Annotated in this window: 11 protein-coding genes, 1 tRNA gene and 1 pseudogene; 1 reads left to right on the top strand and 12 read right to left on the bottom strand. The window is 42.5% G+C overall.

Translation table 11 applies throughout. The features are described 5' to 3' along the window. The 6 genes from OCC_RS03665 to OCC_RS03640 all read right to left on the bottom strand — a co-directional run bounded on the left by OCC_RS03665 (nt 1) and on the right by OCC_RS03640 (nt 8,116). The gene (locus OCC_RS03665) at nt 1-1,965 is read right to left on the bottom strand and encodes a metallophosphoesterase (RefSeq protein WP_004069800.1); all 1,965 of its coding nucleotides are present in this window, start codon (nt 1,963-1,965) and stop codon (nt 1-3) included. Nucleotides 1,966-2,017: 52 nt separating this feature from the next. Further along, on the bottom strand, nt 2,018-2,620 hold the full coding sequence (locus OCC_RS03660; RefSeq protein WP_004069804.1) for a DUF447 domain-containing protein: 603 nt from the start codon (nt 2,618-2,620) through the stop codon (nt 2,018-2,020). A 29-nt stretch (nt 2,621-2,649) separates the two neighbouring features. After that, complete coding sequence (locus OCC_RS03655; protein WP_004069806.1) at nt 2,650-3,714, bottom strand: ABC transporter ATP-binding protein; 1,065 nt, start codon at nt 3,712-3,714, stop codon at nt 2,650-2,652. Nucleotides 3,715-3,723: 9 nt separating this feature from the next. Continuing rightward, complete coding sequence (locus OCC_RS03650) at nt 3,724-5,568, bottom strand: ABC transporter permease (protein ID WP_004069808.1); 1,845 nt, start codon at nt 5,566-5,568, stop codon at nt 3,724-3,726. Continuing rightward, complete coding sequence (locus tag OCC_RS03645; protein WP_004069810.1) at nt 5,565-6,959, bottom strand: ABC transporter substrate-binding protein; 1,395 nt, start codon at nt 6,957-6,959, stop codon at nt 5,565-5,567. Before OCC_RS03645 ends, OCC_RS03650 begins: the two co-directional genes overlap by 4 nt. A gap of 89 nt (nt 6,960-7,048) precedes the next feature. Further along, the gene (locus tag OCC_RS03640; RefSeq protein WP_004069812.1) at nt 7,049-8,116 is read right to left on the bottom strand and encodes a CGP-CTERM sorting domain-containing protein; all 1,068 of its coding nucleotides are present in this window, start codon (nt 8,114-8,116) and stop codon (nt 7,049-7,051) included. Between the two features lie 113 nt (nt 8,117-8,229). On the opposite strand from OCC_RS03640, the gene OCC_RS03635 reads away from it, so the two are divergent. Further along, a complete protein-coding gene (locus tag OCC_RS03635) occupies nt 8,230-9,357 on the top strand; it encodes a tyrosine--tRNA ligase (protein WP_004069814.1) in 1,128 nt (375 codons plus the stop codon). A 73-nt stretch (nt 9,358-9,430) separates the two neighbouring features. Here OCC_RS03635 and OCC_RS12215 read toward each other — a convergent pair whose 3' ends face one another. From OCC_RS12215 to OCC_RS03610, 6 genes and pseudogenes are all read right to left on the bottom strand, one after another. Beyond that, on the bottom strand, nt 9,431-10,147 hold the full coding sequence (locus OCC_RS12215; protein ID WP_004069816.1) for a DUF4352 domain-containing protein: 717 nt from the start codon (nt 10,145-10,147) through the stop codon (nt 9,431-9,433). A 58-nt stretch (nt 10,148-10,205) separates the two neighbouring features. Next, nucleotides 10,206-10,293 (bottom strand) — tRNA-Leu (locus OCC_RS03630). A gap of 53 nt (nt 10,294-10,346) precedes the next feature. Next, nucleotides 10,347-10,991 carry an alanyl-tRNA editing protein gene (locus OCC_RS03625; protein WP_004069818.1) on the bottom strand — a complete coding sequence of 215 codons (645 nt, stop codon included), beginning with the start codon at nt 10,989-10,991 and terminating at the stop codon, nt 10,347-10,349. Between the two features lie 48 nt (nt 10,992-11,039). Continuing rightward, a complete protein-coding gene (locus OCC_RS03620; RefSeq protein WP_004069820.1) occupies nt 11,040-12,473 on the bottom strand; it encodes a hypothetical protein in 1,434 nt (477 codons plus the stop codon). A gap of 89 nt (nt 12,474-12,562) precedes the next feature. Beyond that, a pseudogene (locus tag OCC_RS03615) lies at nt 12,563-13,839 on the bottom strand (dicarboxylate/amino acid:cation symporter). 101 nt (nt 13,840-13,940) lie between these two features. Beyond that, nucleotides 13,941-14,687, bottom strand: a complete 747-nt coding sequence (locus OCC_RS03610; protein ID WP_004069822.1) for a biotin--[acetyl-CoA-carboxylase] ligase — start codon at nt 14,685-14,687, stop codon at nt 13,941-13,943. Nucleotides 14,688-14,764: the final 77 nt, after the last annotated feature.

Genomic DNA, 14,764 nt, shown 5'->3' with positions numbered 1-14,764 from the left:
TCATTTCCTTCTTCTAAGTAGGGCAAGCGGAATGAGAGAGAATGCTAAAAGTGCTGCAGGCCCACACGTTGATTTGCTCTCTGTTGGAGATGTTGTTTTGCTTGTAGTTTGTGCCCCTCCGATCGTCTTTTCGAATGTTGCTCTATTTCCATAGAAGTCCACAGCTACTGCTCTTATGGTGTATTCATCTGCATCAACTCCTGGAATTTCTGCCATAAAGTAGTCTGCTTGTCCCCCGCTTGACTGCACTGCTGGATATTTTGTGACTTTTCCGTTGGCTTCTATTTCCACGTAGATGTCCCTAATTCCAAGGTTGTCTTTGGCACTTATGTAAACCTTAAATGGCTTTCCTTTCATTGGTTTTGAAGGAGTTAAGTATGGAATGCTTATTTCAGGTTTTTCTGTGTCCTTGCCTTTGCTTATTACGAGCTGGGATACTCCTTCTGGAACGACTATTTCAAACAGTTCGTAGGTCTTATCTCCAATCTTTCTTTCTCCAAGAAGCTTGTAAGTGACATTTGTAACACTTGCATCAACTTGTGCTCCTTCTGGGACTTCTATCGCAAACTTTCCGCTCTCTTCTCCGAGTAAGTTTATGAACTTGACGGCACTTCCAAAGTCTGTTGCCCACCTAAATGTTATGAACTCCTGCGGGACTGGCAGTGAGATGAAGTCATTGAAAAGTGTTCCGAACATCTCTTCAATCTCTGGTAGTCTAACGTTGCCGTTTTCATCTATTTCGACTATTTTTGAGCCATACCATGTTGGGCTCCTGTCGGGTCTTGGGGGGTTTGTTTCTTTGTCTGGTGCTCCTGTTGATGTTGATGTTACAAACCAGTGCTCATTGCCATTCTTATCTACATAGATGTGGAGCTTGTCGTGGTGAATGTGTCCGCTCATAACAAGCTTTATGTTGTACTTCTCGACATCTTGGAGGAATCTCCTTGCTATGTCTTCAGTTGTTTTTTCTGGCCCACCGATCCAGTAGTAGCTCACATACTGAGTTAGGTTTGCCCAATCTTTGTCGTCAAATGCTGTGAACCCTTCAATTCTTCCTCCAATCCATCCCTGAGGAGCGGAGTACCAGTATGGGTGATGGACAATCACTATTGGGATCTTGTCTGGGTGTTCCTCAAGGACTTTCTCCATCCATTCGAGCTGGTTCATGTAAGGATGGGCTTCATCTCCGTGGGAGTCTAGGGCTATAATGAGGAACTTTCCTATGGTGAGGTAATAGTCTGTTGGACCTATTAGCTTGGGATAATAATTTGGTGGATCATCGTGGTTTCCTTTGACTATTATCGTTGGCCTTCCAGCTGCGGCTGCCCTAGAAATTATGTCAAAGAGCATTTTGTATCCTTTGCTATCTCCCGCGGTATCAACAACGTCTCCCGTGTTTATTATAACATCAACTCTGTTGTCCATGCTCCAATATGTATAAACACTGTCTGTGGCAACGTAGCTGTGGAGTGGAACGATCAGACCTCCATCACAAAGTTCTTGTATTTTCTTGATATCCCTCTGGAAGTATTCTCCGCATACGTAACCGAACTTAGTCCCACTGGTAACGTGGGTATCGCTTATGTGTGCTATTCTAAGCACCTTCGGATATTCTTTGAGAACCCATACACCATTGGGTATAACTACTTCTCCTTTGTTTGACTTAACTTGAAGGAAGTAAACATCTGGAACGACATTTTCGGGTATTTTGGCTTTTATTATATTTCCTTTTTCTAAAATTTCAACCTTATATGGGCCGTTCATAACTGAGACAATTGTAAGCTCTGTAATATCAACGCCTTCTTGAGGCTGTATTTCTATTGTCTCTCCCGGAAGTGCTATAGCAGGAGCTCCAGGCATTGGCATCTTTAGGACATCCCCCGGGAGTGCTTCTGCACTTGCTGGGTTTACATTAATCAAGGACAAAGTCAGAAACGCCAGCAAAAATGCAAGTGTTCGCCTCATGGTATCACCAAAATAGTAGAGAACTCAAACATTAAAAAAGTTGTCACTCTTCTCAAGGGTTCCATCTTAACGCTGCAACTGCAAACCCCATAATCTTCTCTGCGAGTTCACTCTCTCCTCCAAGCTTTTTGTAAAGCCTATAGCCTTCCCAAATCTTGGAATAGAGCTTTTGAGCTTCCTTTACGTTTAATGATCTAGTTGCCACATACAATCTTGTGAGGTGTATGCCCATCTCCAGCAAGTAGAAGTCAGCCCGGCTGAGAGGAGGGAAGAATAATGGGTGTATATCTTCATATGTTGGAACCAGTGAACACTCTAAAACACGTGCTTTTCCCAATTCGTCCTCTATTTCCCTTTCAACGAATTCTATTCTCCCTTCTATACTGGGAAGGCCCTTTATCTTCTTGATAGGGATCGATTTCGCATTTTCAAATTCTACTTCAACTGGTAGGTTAAGAGCGGCTTTTACCAATAGCTCGACGTCCCACGTTATGTGGAGGACTCCATAAGGATGCTCTTTTATATCATTGGCGCTCTTACCCTCAAAAAGCCTGAAATTCAATCTGTTGCCCTTTCTAGTAATTCCTACTGGGGTTATATTTGACTTTGTTGTAAGGAGGACTTCATAGACCTTTCCCTCTTTTAAAATTTCCATTGCTCAACCTCCAAAGGAAAAAAAGAGAATTAGAGATTTTGTTTGGGAAGCACAAGGACATCGTTTCTGTCTATGTAGAAGGTCACTTCCCCTTGGGGTCTTAGATGGGCAACGTCTTTATCGTTTATTGTTCTGGCGATTATCCTCTTTTCTCCAAACAGTCCAACGACTTCAATGAAAAATCCGTAGTACTCTATAAGATCAACTTTGCCCGTTATTGCCACGGCATTTTCAATAGGATGTAGGCTGATGCGCTCTGGTCTTATCACTATGACAACTTTATCGTTTTTGTCTTTGTATGTAAGCCCATCAAGTCTGAAGTTTTCAAATTCAACCGTTACTTTATCTCCCTCTCTTTCCACAACTTCAGCTGGAATTACATTGGTCTTCCCCATAAACGATGCGACAAACTCAGTTTTTGGCTCTTCGTAGATTTCTTTTGGTGTGCCCACTTGTTCTATCTGTCCTATGTTCATCACGGCTATCCTATCGCTTATCGCCATTGCCTCTTCCTGGTCGTGAGTGACATAGAGAACTGTGATTCCAAGCTCCCTTTGTATTCTTCTTATTTCCGATCTCATTTCCAGCCTAAGTTTTGCATCTAGGTTTGAGAGGGGCTCGTCAAGCAGAAGTAGCTTTGGCTCTACTACTAGGGCTCTTGCTATCGCAACTCTCTGCTGCTGACCACCACTGAGCTGTGTGGGGTATCTATCTTCATATCCTTGGAGTTTAACTAATTCAAGGGCCCACTTTACTCTTTTTTCGATTTCTTGTTTGGGGAGCTTTCTTATTTTGAGTCCGTAAGCAATGTTGTCGTAAACTGTCATGTGGGGCCATAATGCGTAGTTTTGGAAAACCAGGACGGCTCCCCTTTCACTTGAGCTTTTGTAAGTTACCTCTTCATCGTCGAAGTACAGATGTCCTTCGTCGGGGAAATCTAAGCCGGCGATTATCCTCAATGTGGTCGATTTTCCACACCCACTAGGCCCGAGTAATGTGAACAGTTCTCCGTGTTTTATGTGAAGATCGATACCTTTCAGGGCAACGGTTTCACCGAAAGTTTTCACTATGCCCTCAAGCTTGACTTCAACCATATTCTCACCTCATGTTAATCCAATGAATGAGTACCTTTGCTTTGTGATAACATTAACCACCACAATCGCGGTTATCTGAACCACTATAAGCAAGACTCCCAATGCTGCTGCTATGTTTATGCTACCCGCTGCAGACATCAAGACTTCTTTCATGAATGCTGTTATCGGAGCTTGTGCCATGTTTATTGAACCGAGGGTTATTCCAACGCTTGTTTCGCTCATTGAATAGACAAAGCTCAGCATTGCCCCACCAAAGACGTTCAAAGATATTAGCGGCATTAAAATTCCTGTTATCGTTTTCCATCTTGAAGCGCCGAGGTTTATGGATGATTCCTCTAGGGATACATGAACTTGCTGCAGGCCCGCATAAACAGATCTTGCTGCAAATGGGAGCCTTCTTATGGAGTAAGCAAGTATCAGCACCAACGCCGGATTAAATCCATAAAGTGATGTTGGATTTAGCGGTGAATTCTCTGGAGTTACCGCTGAGAAGAAATAGAAGTATCCCATTGCAACTACAATTCCCGGTACTGCAATCGGGAGTATCACTATACTCTCCAGTATAGGACTTAGAACACCTTTGAATCTGCTTGTGGCATAGGAAGAGGTTATTGAAAGGAGCACTATGAGGATTACAGCAGCTCCGGAATATGTAAGGCTGTTTACGATGAACCTTCTGACGTCAGGGTTCAATATCATCTCCTTGATATAGTCAATTGTAAAGCCTTGTGGAAGGACTGTTGTAGTCCATCTCTCAGAAAAGGCAAGCATTATCACACCCAATTGCGGAAAGATAGTGATTAACAATGCTGGGAGGAGGACCAAGTATATTAAGAGAGCTTGCCATGGTTTTGGATCGCTTATTCTCGGCTTCCACCTTCCACCTTTACTTAGCATCGCATATTGTCTCAAGCTTACGTACTTTCTTATGCCGAGGAAAGCAATTATTGCTAGGGTAAGCATTATTATTGAAAGAGCCGCTATTTCGGGGCTTCTTTCTCCGAGGCCATAGATGAACTTGCTGAATATCTGGTATGACATAAGTTTCTTGGCCAATGGGTCTCCGTGGAAGACGATTGGTGCTGCTAAGTCTTCAAGGCTGAATATAAAGACTAGGGTTGCCCCTGCAGCAATTCCAGGGAGAGCGAGGGGGAATGTTACCGTTCTGAAGAGGTGAAATCCCCTGCTTCCAAGGTTTTCTGCCTGCTCCTCAAGGGTTGGATCTATGTTGATAAAGCTCGCATAGGCATTCAAGTAAACGATTGGGTAATAAGCCATAGATTGGGCTAAAACTACACCGGCTAAACCATCTATTTTAATTCTAAACGGAAGGATGTGGAGGACTTCGTGGAAGATGTAGTTTATGAGCCCAAATTCGCTAAACATCTGCTTTATGACATAAGCATTCACAAAAGGAGTTACCAACAATGGGATAAAGAGGGCAATCCTAAAGAAGTTCTTCCCTTTGAAGTTGTATCTCGCCATTACAAAGGCAAAGACGGTTCCCAAAATTGCCGTAAAGAGCGTTACTAATGCGGCAACAACAAGAGAGTTTAGCACAACTCCAAAATCCAAACCCCTGATTAAATATAAGCTCTCACCAGTTGAGGTTGTTAACTTTTGAGCGAACTCTCCTTGTGGAGGGAGTTGGATATAGTAAGAATCCATCAATATGCTCTTAAACCAGTGGAGGGAGATATTTCCATCATATGTAAAGGCAATGAGCAGCATAGACAAAACGGGAACTATCAAGAACACTATCAGATACAAGAGGGGAAAAATGTAAGAGAAAGCGACAAGGGGCTCAAACAACGGAGTCCCAAACAGTCTTTCACTCCATTTGCTAACCTTCATCCTTGCACCTCCGCGAGGACACTTTGGTATTTTTCTCTTGCAGCGTCTCTCCATTCTTGCATTAGGGTGTCTCTAAATGAAGAATCCTTTGCAAGCCTGTCGTTGATCTTCTTTGCATATTCTTCTGTTAAGGTTACAGTTTCTCCAGTATCTGGATCTTTGAACTTTACAGGCTCAAGGAGCTTAGCTTTCAGCTCTTTGTACTTGTCCTCACTTATCTTCCCTTCCTTGTAGGCTTTTACTAATGAAACCCATGCTCTGTGGAGTTCTTGGTTTGCATCGACTAATGTAGCTTTGAAGTAGAGTTGCATTGAGTTCACCGTTGCTAGGGCTTCGTTGTCATCGAATTCTATTCCCTGTGTCTTTAAGGCACTCTCATAGGCCTTCTTTAGGTCGGGTCTCTTTTGTCCTTCAGGAGTATCAAAGACACTTGGATTGACTGGCAGTCTGTTTATCTCCTCATCAAGCCATATCTTCTGTCCCTCTGTTAGAACCCAATAGATAAATGCCTGTGCAGCTTCTTTGTTTTGGGAGTTTACAAGAAGGGCTATAGGATCACCGTTTATAATACTCTGTCCCTTTGGAATGATGTATTCACAAGCTGGATTCAGCTTCATTGCGGTGTATCCATAAAAGTCAATTGTGTTTCCAACGGCTATGTCTCCGGCAATTACGGCTTCTCTAACGGCGTCACTGGCATCATAGATCTTTGAATTTGCAGCAATTAGTGTGAGAATCTTCCATCCCTCGTCCCATCCAAAAGCCTGAAGAATTATCTGGTAAATCCTTGTGTTTGAAGTACTTCTTGTAGGATCGGCAATTCCCACTTGGGGTGGATCCATTGCAAAGGTCTCGCTTGCTATTTCTTCCCATCTCTGGGGAACAGGAAGGTTCCATCTCTTAAGAACGTCATGATTCACGGTAAATCCAAATGAAGATAAAGCAGCTGCAATCCAGTATATTTCCCCCTCATTTCCTTTTCTTACCATGGGCATTCCAGCAATTGTTTCTTGAATCTGGGTGCCAATAAGCCCCAGAACTTTTTGATCATCTATAGGAGCAAGGTAATTGTTCTTGAAAAGATCGTCAAAGAGTGTTGGGCCTCCTCCCCATCCAATATCGGCTCCTTTTTCTATGTAAGTTGGCCATAATGACTCAGGAGCCTTTATGAACTTTATATCCTTAATATTGTATTGTTTTGCTATGTCGCTTTGGAGGAACATCTTCTTTGCCATCACTTGTATTGTCACGTCATGTCTCGTTAAAACGACAAGGGTTATTCCTTTTCCTTCTGTCTGTGTTCCTGTTTTGGTTTCTCCTCCGATACATCCTGCGGCAACTACACTGAACAACACGATGAACAAAACCGAAAGGCTCGCAAATTTTTTCATCAATGCTCACCCCTTTTGAAGTTCAGGTGCCTATTTTTAAATTTTGTCATAAAAATGTTAAAAGTTTAAAAGAAGGGAAAGATACAAGACTACTTCTTTCTTCTAAAGACCAGTGGGATTAGGATTAGGCCTACTAAAGCTGCTGGGCCGCAAACTCCTCCTCCACCGCCACCGGTTTGGGTTTCTGTTTTTGCTGCTTGTTCTAATGACCAGTGGATAATGTTTGTGACGAACGCTGGGCCATCTAAGTCAACACCGTGGTACTTTGCCTCCCATGTTGGGGTGTAGTCACCGTATGGGCTTTCACCGCTTACTATGAGAACGCTTTGCTTTCCATTGTCGAATTTAATTATCTCAACTGCCAAGAGTGGGAATACTCCAGTTTCTCCAGCTGTATAGGCATTTGCCGGTGGGTCGTTGTTCTCCACAATAGTACCGTCTTGTGAAGTCTTTACAATCCTATAAACGTTCTCTGGAATGTTTCCATCAACGAGTTTTTGCCAGTTTCCATTATCATCAACCCATGCAACTACTGCCGGGCCGTGGTAGAGGACTTTTCCTCCATGTTGGAAGTTTTGTGTGAGCTTTTCTTTGTCTGGGGTGTTGTCATCTGGCTGCACGAGACCAACAACTCTATAAGATGCTCCGGCGTTGCTTGTTGGGTCTTCAACAGAACAGAGATCAATTCTTAAGTGTCCAACACCGAGTTGTTCAAGAACGGAGTTTGCGATGTCTTGGGCTTGGGGACCGCTACCATAGTCACTATCGGCGGCAACCCAAAGAACTTTTCCACCTTGCTTAAACCACTCTGCAATGGCTTGAATTTCATCTGGTTGGAATGGGCTTGTTGGTTGGCCGAGGATAAGCATGTCAACGTTTGCAAGGGCATCGGCGGTTATCTTTTCTCCCAGGTGCTTAATGCCTAGAGTATCTGCGGCCATTGGATCGCCGAAGTAGCCCCATTCGACATCAGTAATAGTTTTTACAATTCCGTGGGCGAGAGTTTTGTTGGTTCCGTATTCAAGGACGTCCTCTGCGAGGTACTTCTCGTTTTCTCCGTGGGCTAAATCTACCGCAACTGTTGCTGCACTAGCAAAAGCCATACCAAAAAGACCAAACAACACAAAAACTGAGATTAGTATTGAAAGCTTCCTCATGGCGTTCACCAAAGTATTTTATAAAACTTGAAAGTTATAAGATTTTTGAGTGTATGGATAGTTTAAAGAAATGCTTAAAAGAGTCATTTCGTAGGTGAAGGTAGGTGGTGTAAATGGATATTGAAGAGAAAATAAGCTTGATAACGAAAAAACCTACTGAGGAAGTGCTGACACTTGAGAATCTTAGACATTTGCTGGAAATTGGAATGCCCTTGCAACATTACATTGGATTTGAAATAAGCGGTTACATTCATCTTGGCACTGGATTAATGGCTGGTGCAAAAATAGCCGACTTCCAAAAAGCGGGGATAAAAACGAGGATATTCCTTGCGGACTGGCACAGCTGGATTAACGATAAGCTCGGTGGGGATCTTGAGGTTATACAGAAAGTTGCCCTAACTTATTTTAAGGAGGGCATGAAGCAAAGCATTAAAGTCATGGGCGGGGATCCAGATAAAGTAGAATTCGTTCTGGCTAGTGAGATTCTAGAGAAAGGCGATTACTGGAGGACTGTTATTGATATTTCAAAAAACGTCACCCTGGCAAGAATGATGCGATCTATAACGATTATGGGAAGACAGATGGGAGAAGCAATTGATTTTGCGAAGCTCATCTATCCAGCCATGCAGGTTGCAGATATCTTTTACCAAGGAGTCAATATAGCACATGCTGGAATGGATCAAAGAAAAGCCCACGTCATTGCTATTGAGGTTGCTCCAAAGTTGAGATACCATCCCCTCGTTTGGGAAGGGGAAAAGGTAAAACCCGTTGCTGTTCACCACCACCTCCTCTTAGGTCTCCAAGAGCCTCCAAAATGGCCAATTGAAAGCGAAGAGGAATTCAAAGAGATCAAGGCAGCAATGAAAATGAGCAAGAGCAAGCCCTATTCAGCTGTCTTCATCCATGACAGTCCAGAAGAGATAAAGCAAAAGCTTAGAAAGGCTTTCTGTCCAGCAAAGGAAGTTAACTACAACCCAGTACTTGACTGGGCTGAACATATAATCTTTAGGGAAGAGCCAACGGAGTTCACAATTCACAGGCCAGCAAAGTTTGGCGGAGATGTGACGTATACAACATTCGAGGAACTCAAGAAGGACTTTGCCGAGGGCAAGGTACATCCCCTCGATTTGAAGAATGCAGTAGCTGAATACTTAATAAAGCTCCTCAAACCTGTTAGGGAGTACTTTGAGAAGCATCCAGAACCGCTGGAGCTCATGAAAGAAGTGCAGATAACGAGATGAGTCTTTTCTTTCCTTAGTCTTTGAATTATCATTTTCTTGTTCTCAAAACAAATAAAAACGAAACTTTTAGAATTCACTCCTCTGGTATTTCTATATAAGCCAAGGGGTCGCCCCATATGTCCGTATACGCTATCAACACTTTTTTATCTTTTGGAGCTGTAAATGCTAACCACCCCTCCACTTTTCCTCCAGGAAGTAAATAGACTTGATCTAACTCTGGAGTTTCGTAGGGCATCATTATGCTTTCATATCCGTATAATGCACCATCAATCATTACTCTGAAACGAAGGGGACTTATAGATAATTTTTTATTCCCGCTGAGATATCTAATTTTGACCTTCACTAGAATGTATTCATATCCTTGTGGGGGTTCTTCGTTGTACGTGCTGGCATCTCTTATCATGGAATTGGCTATTTCTCCTCTAATATAGTCCATTATTGTCACTTCAATAGTTTTGTTGTCTAGTTTAATGAGTACAGGCTCCCCTACTTTTGCAGGATTGCTGGGTAAGGTAAGGGTAGGTGTTGGAGTATATGTAACTGTTATTGTTTCGGTTACTGTTATTGTAGTAGTTTGGACTAGTGTTTCGCTTTTAGTTTCAGTTTTAGTCTCACTTTTTGTCGTTGTCGTGGTTACAGTAGCTGTTTCTGTGTTTGTTACTGTCTCTGTTTTGATTAATGTTTTAGTTTTCTCTGTTGTTGTATGTGAGTCATTTATGCACCCGCTTGTATAGAGCATTATTAACAGTATAAGCAGGCTCAAAAAGATTATACTTTTTTTCTTTTTCATCGTGTTCATCTCCACAATAAAATACTCTTTTATTATAACAAGGGCTTTAAAGAATTTTTGGTGCGGGGGCGGGGATTTGAACCCCGGAACCCCTACGGGACGGGACCCTNAATCCCGCGCCTTTGACCAGGCTCGGCAACCCCCGCGCGTTAGTAGATGAATTCTGCAGAACTTTTAAATCTTTCTAATTGATATGGTTTTAATCCTCGAGCCATATCTCTATTCTCTGAACTCCTTTTCCTATACTTGAGCGTTTAAGCTTCTTTATGTGGCCGATTTCTCTAATATCTTTCACATGCGTTCCTCCACAAGGCAGGATTTCAAAGTCCCTGATTTGGGTTAACCTTTTCTCTCCTTCCCACCAGATTTTGACTTCGCCTCCTTCATCAACGTAGCGGTTAAAGAGCTCGATTATCTTTTCTTTGTATTGATTAAGGTTTTCGGGGTATCTTAAATCGTATCTGCCCTTCTCTGGACTCATGCCGCTTCCATGTAGCTGCCAGTTTCCTTTTCCAAGAACTTCATTAAATACATGGTCTAAGAGGTGCAGCGCTGTGTGTATCCTCATGAGCTTATAGCGCCTTTCCCAATCGAGTTTTAATTCTACCTCATCCCCAATGCTGAAGGCACTCGCATCTTCAACGACATGCCAGATATTTCCATCTTCATCTTTGTAGACATCTAGAACTCTAACTCCGTTTATAGTGCCCATATCGTGGGGTTGCCCCCCTCCAGTGGGATAAAATATGGTCTGGTCTAAAAGCAAGGCATTCTCCTTTATCTCGACTATCTTTGCCTTGGCTTCCTTCAAGTATGTATCCTCATAATAAAGTTTTCTCGTCATTTATACCACCTAGTCAAAGAATATCAAAGAGAAATTAAAAACCTAATGCTACCTCTTCTTTAACATGAAGAGGGCAATGCCTATTAAAACTGCCGCTCCTGCTATTCCTGCTATCTGAGGGGTTGTTAAGTTAATTTTGTTTTCTTCTGATGGCAGCCTATATCTGATGTAAGCTCTTGTAACGTTCCCTAAAAGGGACTGCATGTCCTCAAAGGGGGCACCGTATCTGACGAATACATTTGCTGTTATCAAAATTTTGTTCCCTTCTATTTTTGTTAAGAGAGTGTATCTGTTCCCCTTGACTTCCTTGCTTATATTCTCTGGAACTTCAACAATTTCCGCCTCTGGTGGAAGAATAAATTCAATCATTAGGCTCTGGTTTATCTCGTTTTGGGCTCTGTAGCCCAGCTGTGAGGGATTCAGAAGTGTTGGATCAAAGGAATATTCGTAGGTTCCGTTTACCAGCTTAGTGAAGTTCTTCAAGACATAGTTGGCTTCTATTGTCAAGGGGCCTTCTTTGTCCAAGCCCAATATGCTTGCATTTGCATCCTCCACGGTTATTCCTTGAGCTGCCATTCCTTGGAGGTAGTTTTGGAGGATCATGTTGGTAACATTCTCGGCTCCTATAAGGTTTATTTGAAGCTTCATGAGTTCTATTTGCTCCTTTGGCTCAAGGTATGTTTCCCTTACAAGGAGGTTAGTAGTTCCATCCTTTGAAATCTCTGCTTTTATGTACTGCTCGGTTTTTACAGGTTGATATGTTTCCTCCCCTTTGTAAGGGGATGTGTAATGAATATAAAATGCATTGTAGTCCCCAAAGAGCGCCCTGAATCCGTCTGGAGATAGGTTTTCTTCCAAGTAAATATCGGAGCTTACGATGATTTTGTTTCCTTCAACTTTTGACCTTACATAGAATTTGCTCTGTCCGAATTCTTTTGTGTATGGTTGAGGGTATTCAACCAGCTCTGCTCCTTCAGGAAGCTCTATAATAAATAAGTTATGGAGTTCTATTTTTTGAGGCAGTCCAGTGTCTGGAACTGGCATTGTTCCATATCCTCTAGTTGGATCCACTACTATTTCCCAGTAGTCGTCATATGAATAGTACTTAGCAAACTTTTCTGCATACGCTGTAAAAACTACCGTGAAGTTATCTTCCTTAATGCTGACCAGTTTGAACGTTTGGTTTTTAGTCCTTATTCCTGCATTTGCTAAACTGGCAATGTAGTTGTCCAGCTGCTCTTTTTCGAACTTTGCTATTGCTTCTTCTTCACTCATGTTTGTTTGGTTCAGTATACTTGCGATCTCTTCTTGTATCTTGTCCTTAGGCCCTAGGATAGAAGTCATCACAGTTATTTGAGCATCTCCGTTTTGAAGCACCTTAACTTTGAGCGTAAATTCTTCTTTATAGTAATTCACAGCCTCTGCTTGGACAAAAGAAAGGCCTAGAAGGAGAATTATTAAAAAACTTCCTAACTTTTTCATTTTTATCCCCCAATTTCTTTTTCTAAAAACCAAATGGTGGTAGGGTATTTAACTCTATCCCTCACAAATTGAAAAAGAAGAAGAGGAAATCACCACTTACTCTCGTCAAGTTCTCCCTCAGTTTTTGCGACTATTGTTGTTCCTGCTAGGTCACCGGTAACGTTAACCATTGTTCTGCCCATGTCGAGGATAGCATCAATTCCGAGTATCATTGCGTAAGCCAAGGCAACGGGAGTTCCTGGCTCTAGGTGTAGTCCGACGCTCTCCAAGACCATTGCGAGCATTATTGCTCCAGCTCCAGGCACACCAGCGGTTCCAATTGAAGCCAGAACTGCCGTGATTACTATCACTAACTGCTGGCTAAATGGTAAGGGCTGTCCAATTGCGTAAGCAATGAACATCGCACAAACACCTTGGTATAGAGCAGTTCCGTCCATGTTAATCGTAGCACCTAGTGGGAGGGTAAATGAATAAATGCTCCTCGGCACGCCCATGTTCTCATCTGCAACACGCATTGTTACCGGTAAGGTACCGCTTGAGCTTCTTGTGACGAATGCTGTTACCATAGCGTCCTTAGCCTTGCTGAGGAACTTGACTAAGTCTAAGCCAAATATCTTAAGGAGAAGCCCGTAGACAACCACTATCTGAATTGTCAAGCCTAGTATACTGCTACTGTAACTTTTGCCAAAGGTCCAACGACTTTTACTCCTTGGGTTGCCATGATGTAGGCTATTAAGGCGAATACACCTATTGGGGCGTACTGCATGACCCCTCTAACGATCTTGTACATCGCTTCCGCTAATCCATCAAATGCATTGTAGAGTGTTGTTGCTGAATTTTTGATCCTCTCATTTTCGCTGTTCATGAGATAGCTAAGGGCTATCCCCAAGACAATGGCGAAGAATATCGTTGGTAGGACTGCACCACTTGCAAGGGATGCAAACGGATTAGTGGGCACGATGTTTAGGAGGGTCTGCACAAGAGAGGGTGCCTGTGCCTGTATTGCCTTTCCTTCTCCTGCTCCGAGTTGTAGTCCAAGGCCAGGCTTGAAGAGGTTGGCCATTATGAGTCCTATGAACACTGCAAAGGCTGATGTCACCAAGTAGTAGACCACTATCTTTACACCCACTCTTCCAAGTCTTGCTGGACTTATGCTTGCGGCACCGACGACCAGTGAGGCTAGAATTATTGGCATCACTAACATCTTTAAGAGCCTAACAAAGAGATCTCCGAGAGGTTTTATTGCAGTTGCTGCTCCTGGGTGTCCGATGGCTCCTACTAACAACCCGTACACTGCACCTAAAATCAGTCCGATAAATATCTTCCTCAAAATTGGGTATTCAAGATAGCTTTTTAAGAGCCCCATTGGCTCACCTCCGAACATTGGTGTTATGTTGGTAGCCTATAGCGGGGGAATTTTGTGCTTTGTAGTATATAACTTTTTCCAAAAAATAAAAAATATGAAGGTTATTCGAACCTTAGTGAGACATCCCCATAGAGAATTTTTTCTTTTCTTCCATCTTCGAGCTCCAAGATTAACGCGCCAAGATCATCAATGTCTAAAGCTTTCCCCCTAATCTCGCCCTCTTCTCTTATTACCTTGACACCTCTGTTTAGGAGAGCTTTTTCCCTCCACTTTTGCAGTATTTTCTCGTCATTCCCGCGTAGAAACTCTTTGTACCAGTACTCCAACCGCTCTGTAATTGTTCTGAATATCTCTTCTATTGGAATTTGCACTCCTAGAACATTGCTTATTGATGTTGAGGTGCTTAAGAGTTCTTCCGGAATTGGGTTATTGACGTTTAGCCCAACGCCTAGTACTATGTAGTAAACCTCCTTCTCTGAGAAGCTCCCCTCTGCTAAGATACCGCATATCTTTTTTTCATTTACAAGGACATCATTGGGCCATTTTATTCTAGCATCTATTCCAAATCTTTCTAGGGTTTCAACAACGGCTATTGCTCCAAGAAAAACTATTTTAACTATATGATCAGGGGTAGTTTTTGGTTTTAATATTACACTCATCCACAGCCCGCCCCTGGGAGATGCCCACATCCTAAACTTCCTACCATAGCCACTTTTTTGAGTATCAGCCACTATTATGGTTCCTTCCTCTTCATCAAGGGCTATTCTCTTAGCATATTCGTTGGTTGAATCTATTTCCTGAAAGTATATCACTTTCTTTCCAATGTCCTTGGTGTTAAGGCCGAGCATTTGTTTCACCATAATATATTTTGACATGTGGGATTATTTAGTTAACGATAGGTTTAAATTTCCTCTTCCCTATGTAT

The organism is Thermococcus litoralis DSM 5473 (assembly GCF_000246985.2).
Classification (GTDB): domain Archaea; phylum Methanobacteriota_B; class Thermococci; order Thermococcales; family Thermococcaceae; genus Thermococcus_A; species Thermococcus_A litoralis.
This window is presented reverse-complemented; position numbering and strand designations above follow the sequence as displayed.

Excerpts from the sequence above, each read along its gene's own strand:
- OCC_RS03625 (WP_004069818.1), bottom strand. The coding sequence starts at position 10,991 with ATGACGAGAAAACTTTATTATGAGGATACATACTTGAAGGAAGCCAAG.
- OCC_RS03610 (WP_004069822.1), bottom strand. The coding sequence starts at position 14,687 with ATGCTCGGCCTTAACACCAAGGACATTGGAAAGAAAGTGATATACTTT.
- OCC_RS03660 (WP_004069804.1), bottom strand. The coding sequence starts at position 2,620 with ATGGAAATTTTAAAAGAGGGAAAGGTCTATGAAGTCCTCCTTACAACA.
- OCC_RS03620 (WP_004069820.1), bottom strand. The coding sequence starts at position 12,473 with ATGAAAAAGTTAGGAAGTTTTTTAATAATTCTCCTTCTAGGCCTTTCT.
- OCC_RS12215 (WP_004069816.1), bottom strand. The coding sequence starts at position 10,147 with ATGAAAAAGAAAAAAAGTATAATCTTTTTGAGCCTGCTTATACTGTTA.
- OCC_RS03645 (WP_004069810.1), bottom strand. The coding sequence starts at position 6,959 with ATGAAAAAATTTGCGAGCCTTTCGGTTTTGTTCATCGTGTTGTTCAGT.
- OCC_RS03635 (WP_004069814.1), top strand. The coding sequence starts at position 8,230 with ATGGATATTGAAGAGAAAATAAGCTTGATAACGAAAAAACCTACTGAG.
- OCC_RS03650 (WP_004069808.1), bottom strand. The coding sequence starts at position 5,568 with ATGAAGGTTAGCAAATGGAGTGAAAGACTGTTTGGGACTCCGTTGTTT.
- OCC_RS03640 (WP_004069812.1), bottom strand. The coding sequence starts at position 8,116 with ATGAGGAAGCTTTCAATACTAATCTCAGTTTTTGTGTTGTTTGGTCTT.
- OCC_RS03665 (WP_004069800.1), bottom strand. The coding sequence starts at position 1,965 with ATGAGGCGAACACTTGCATTTTTGCTGGCGTTTCTGACTTTGTCCTTG.
- OCC_RS03655 (WP_004069806.1), bottom strand. The coding sequence starts at position 3,714 with ATGGTTGAAGTCAAGCTTGAGGGCATAGTGAAAACTTTCGGTGAAACC.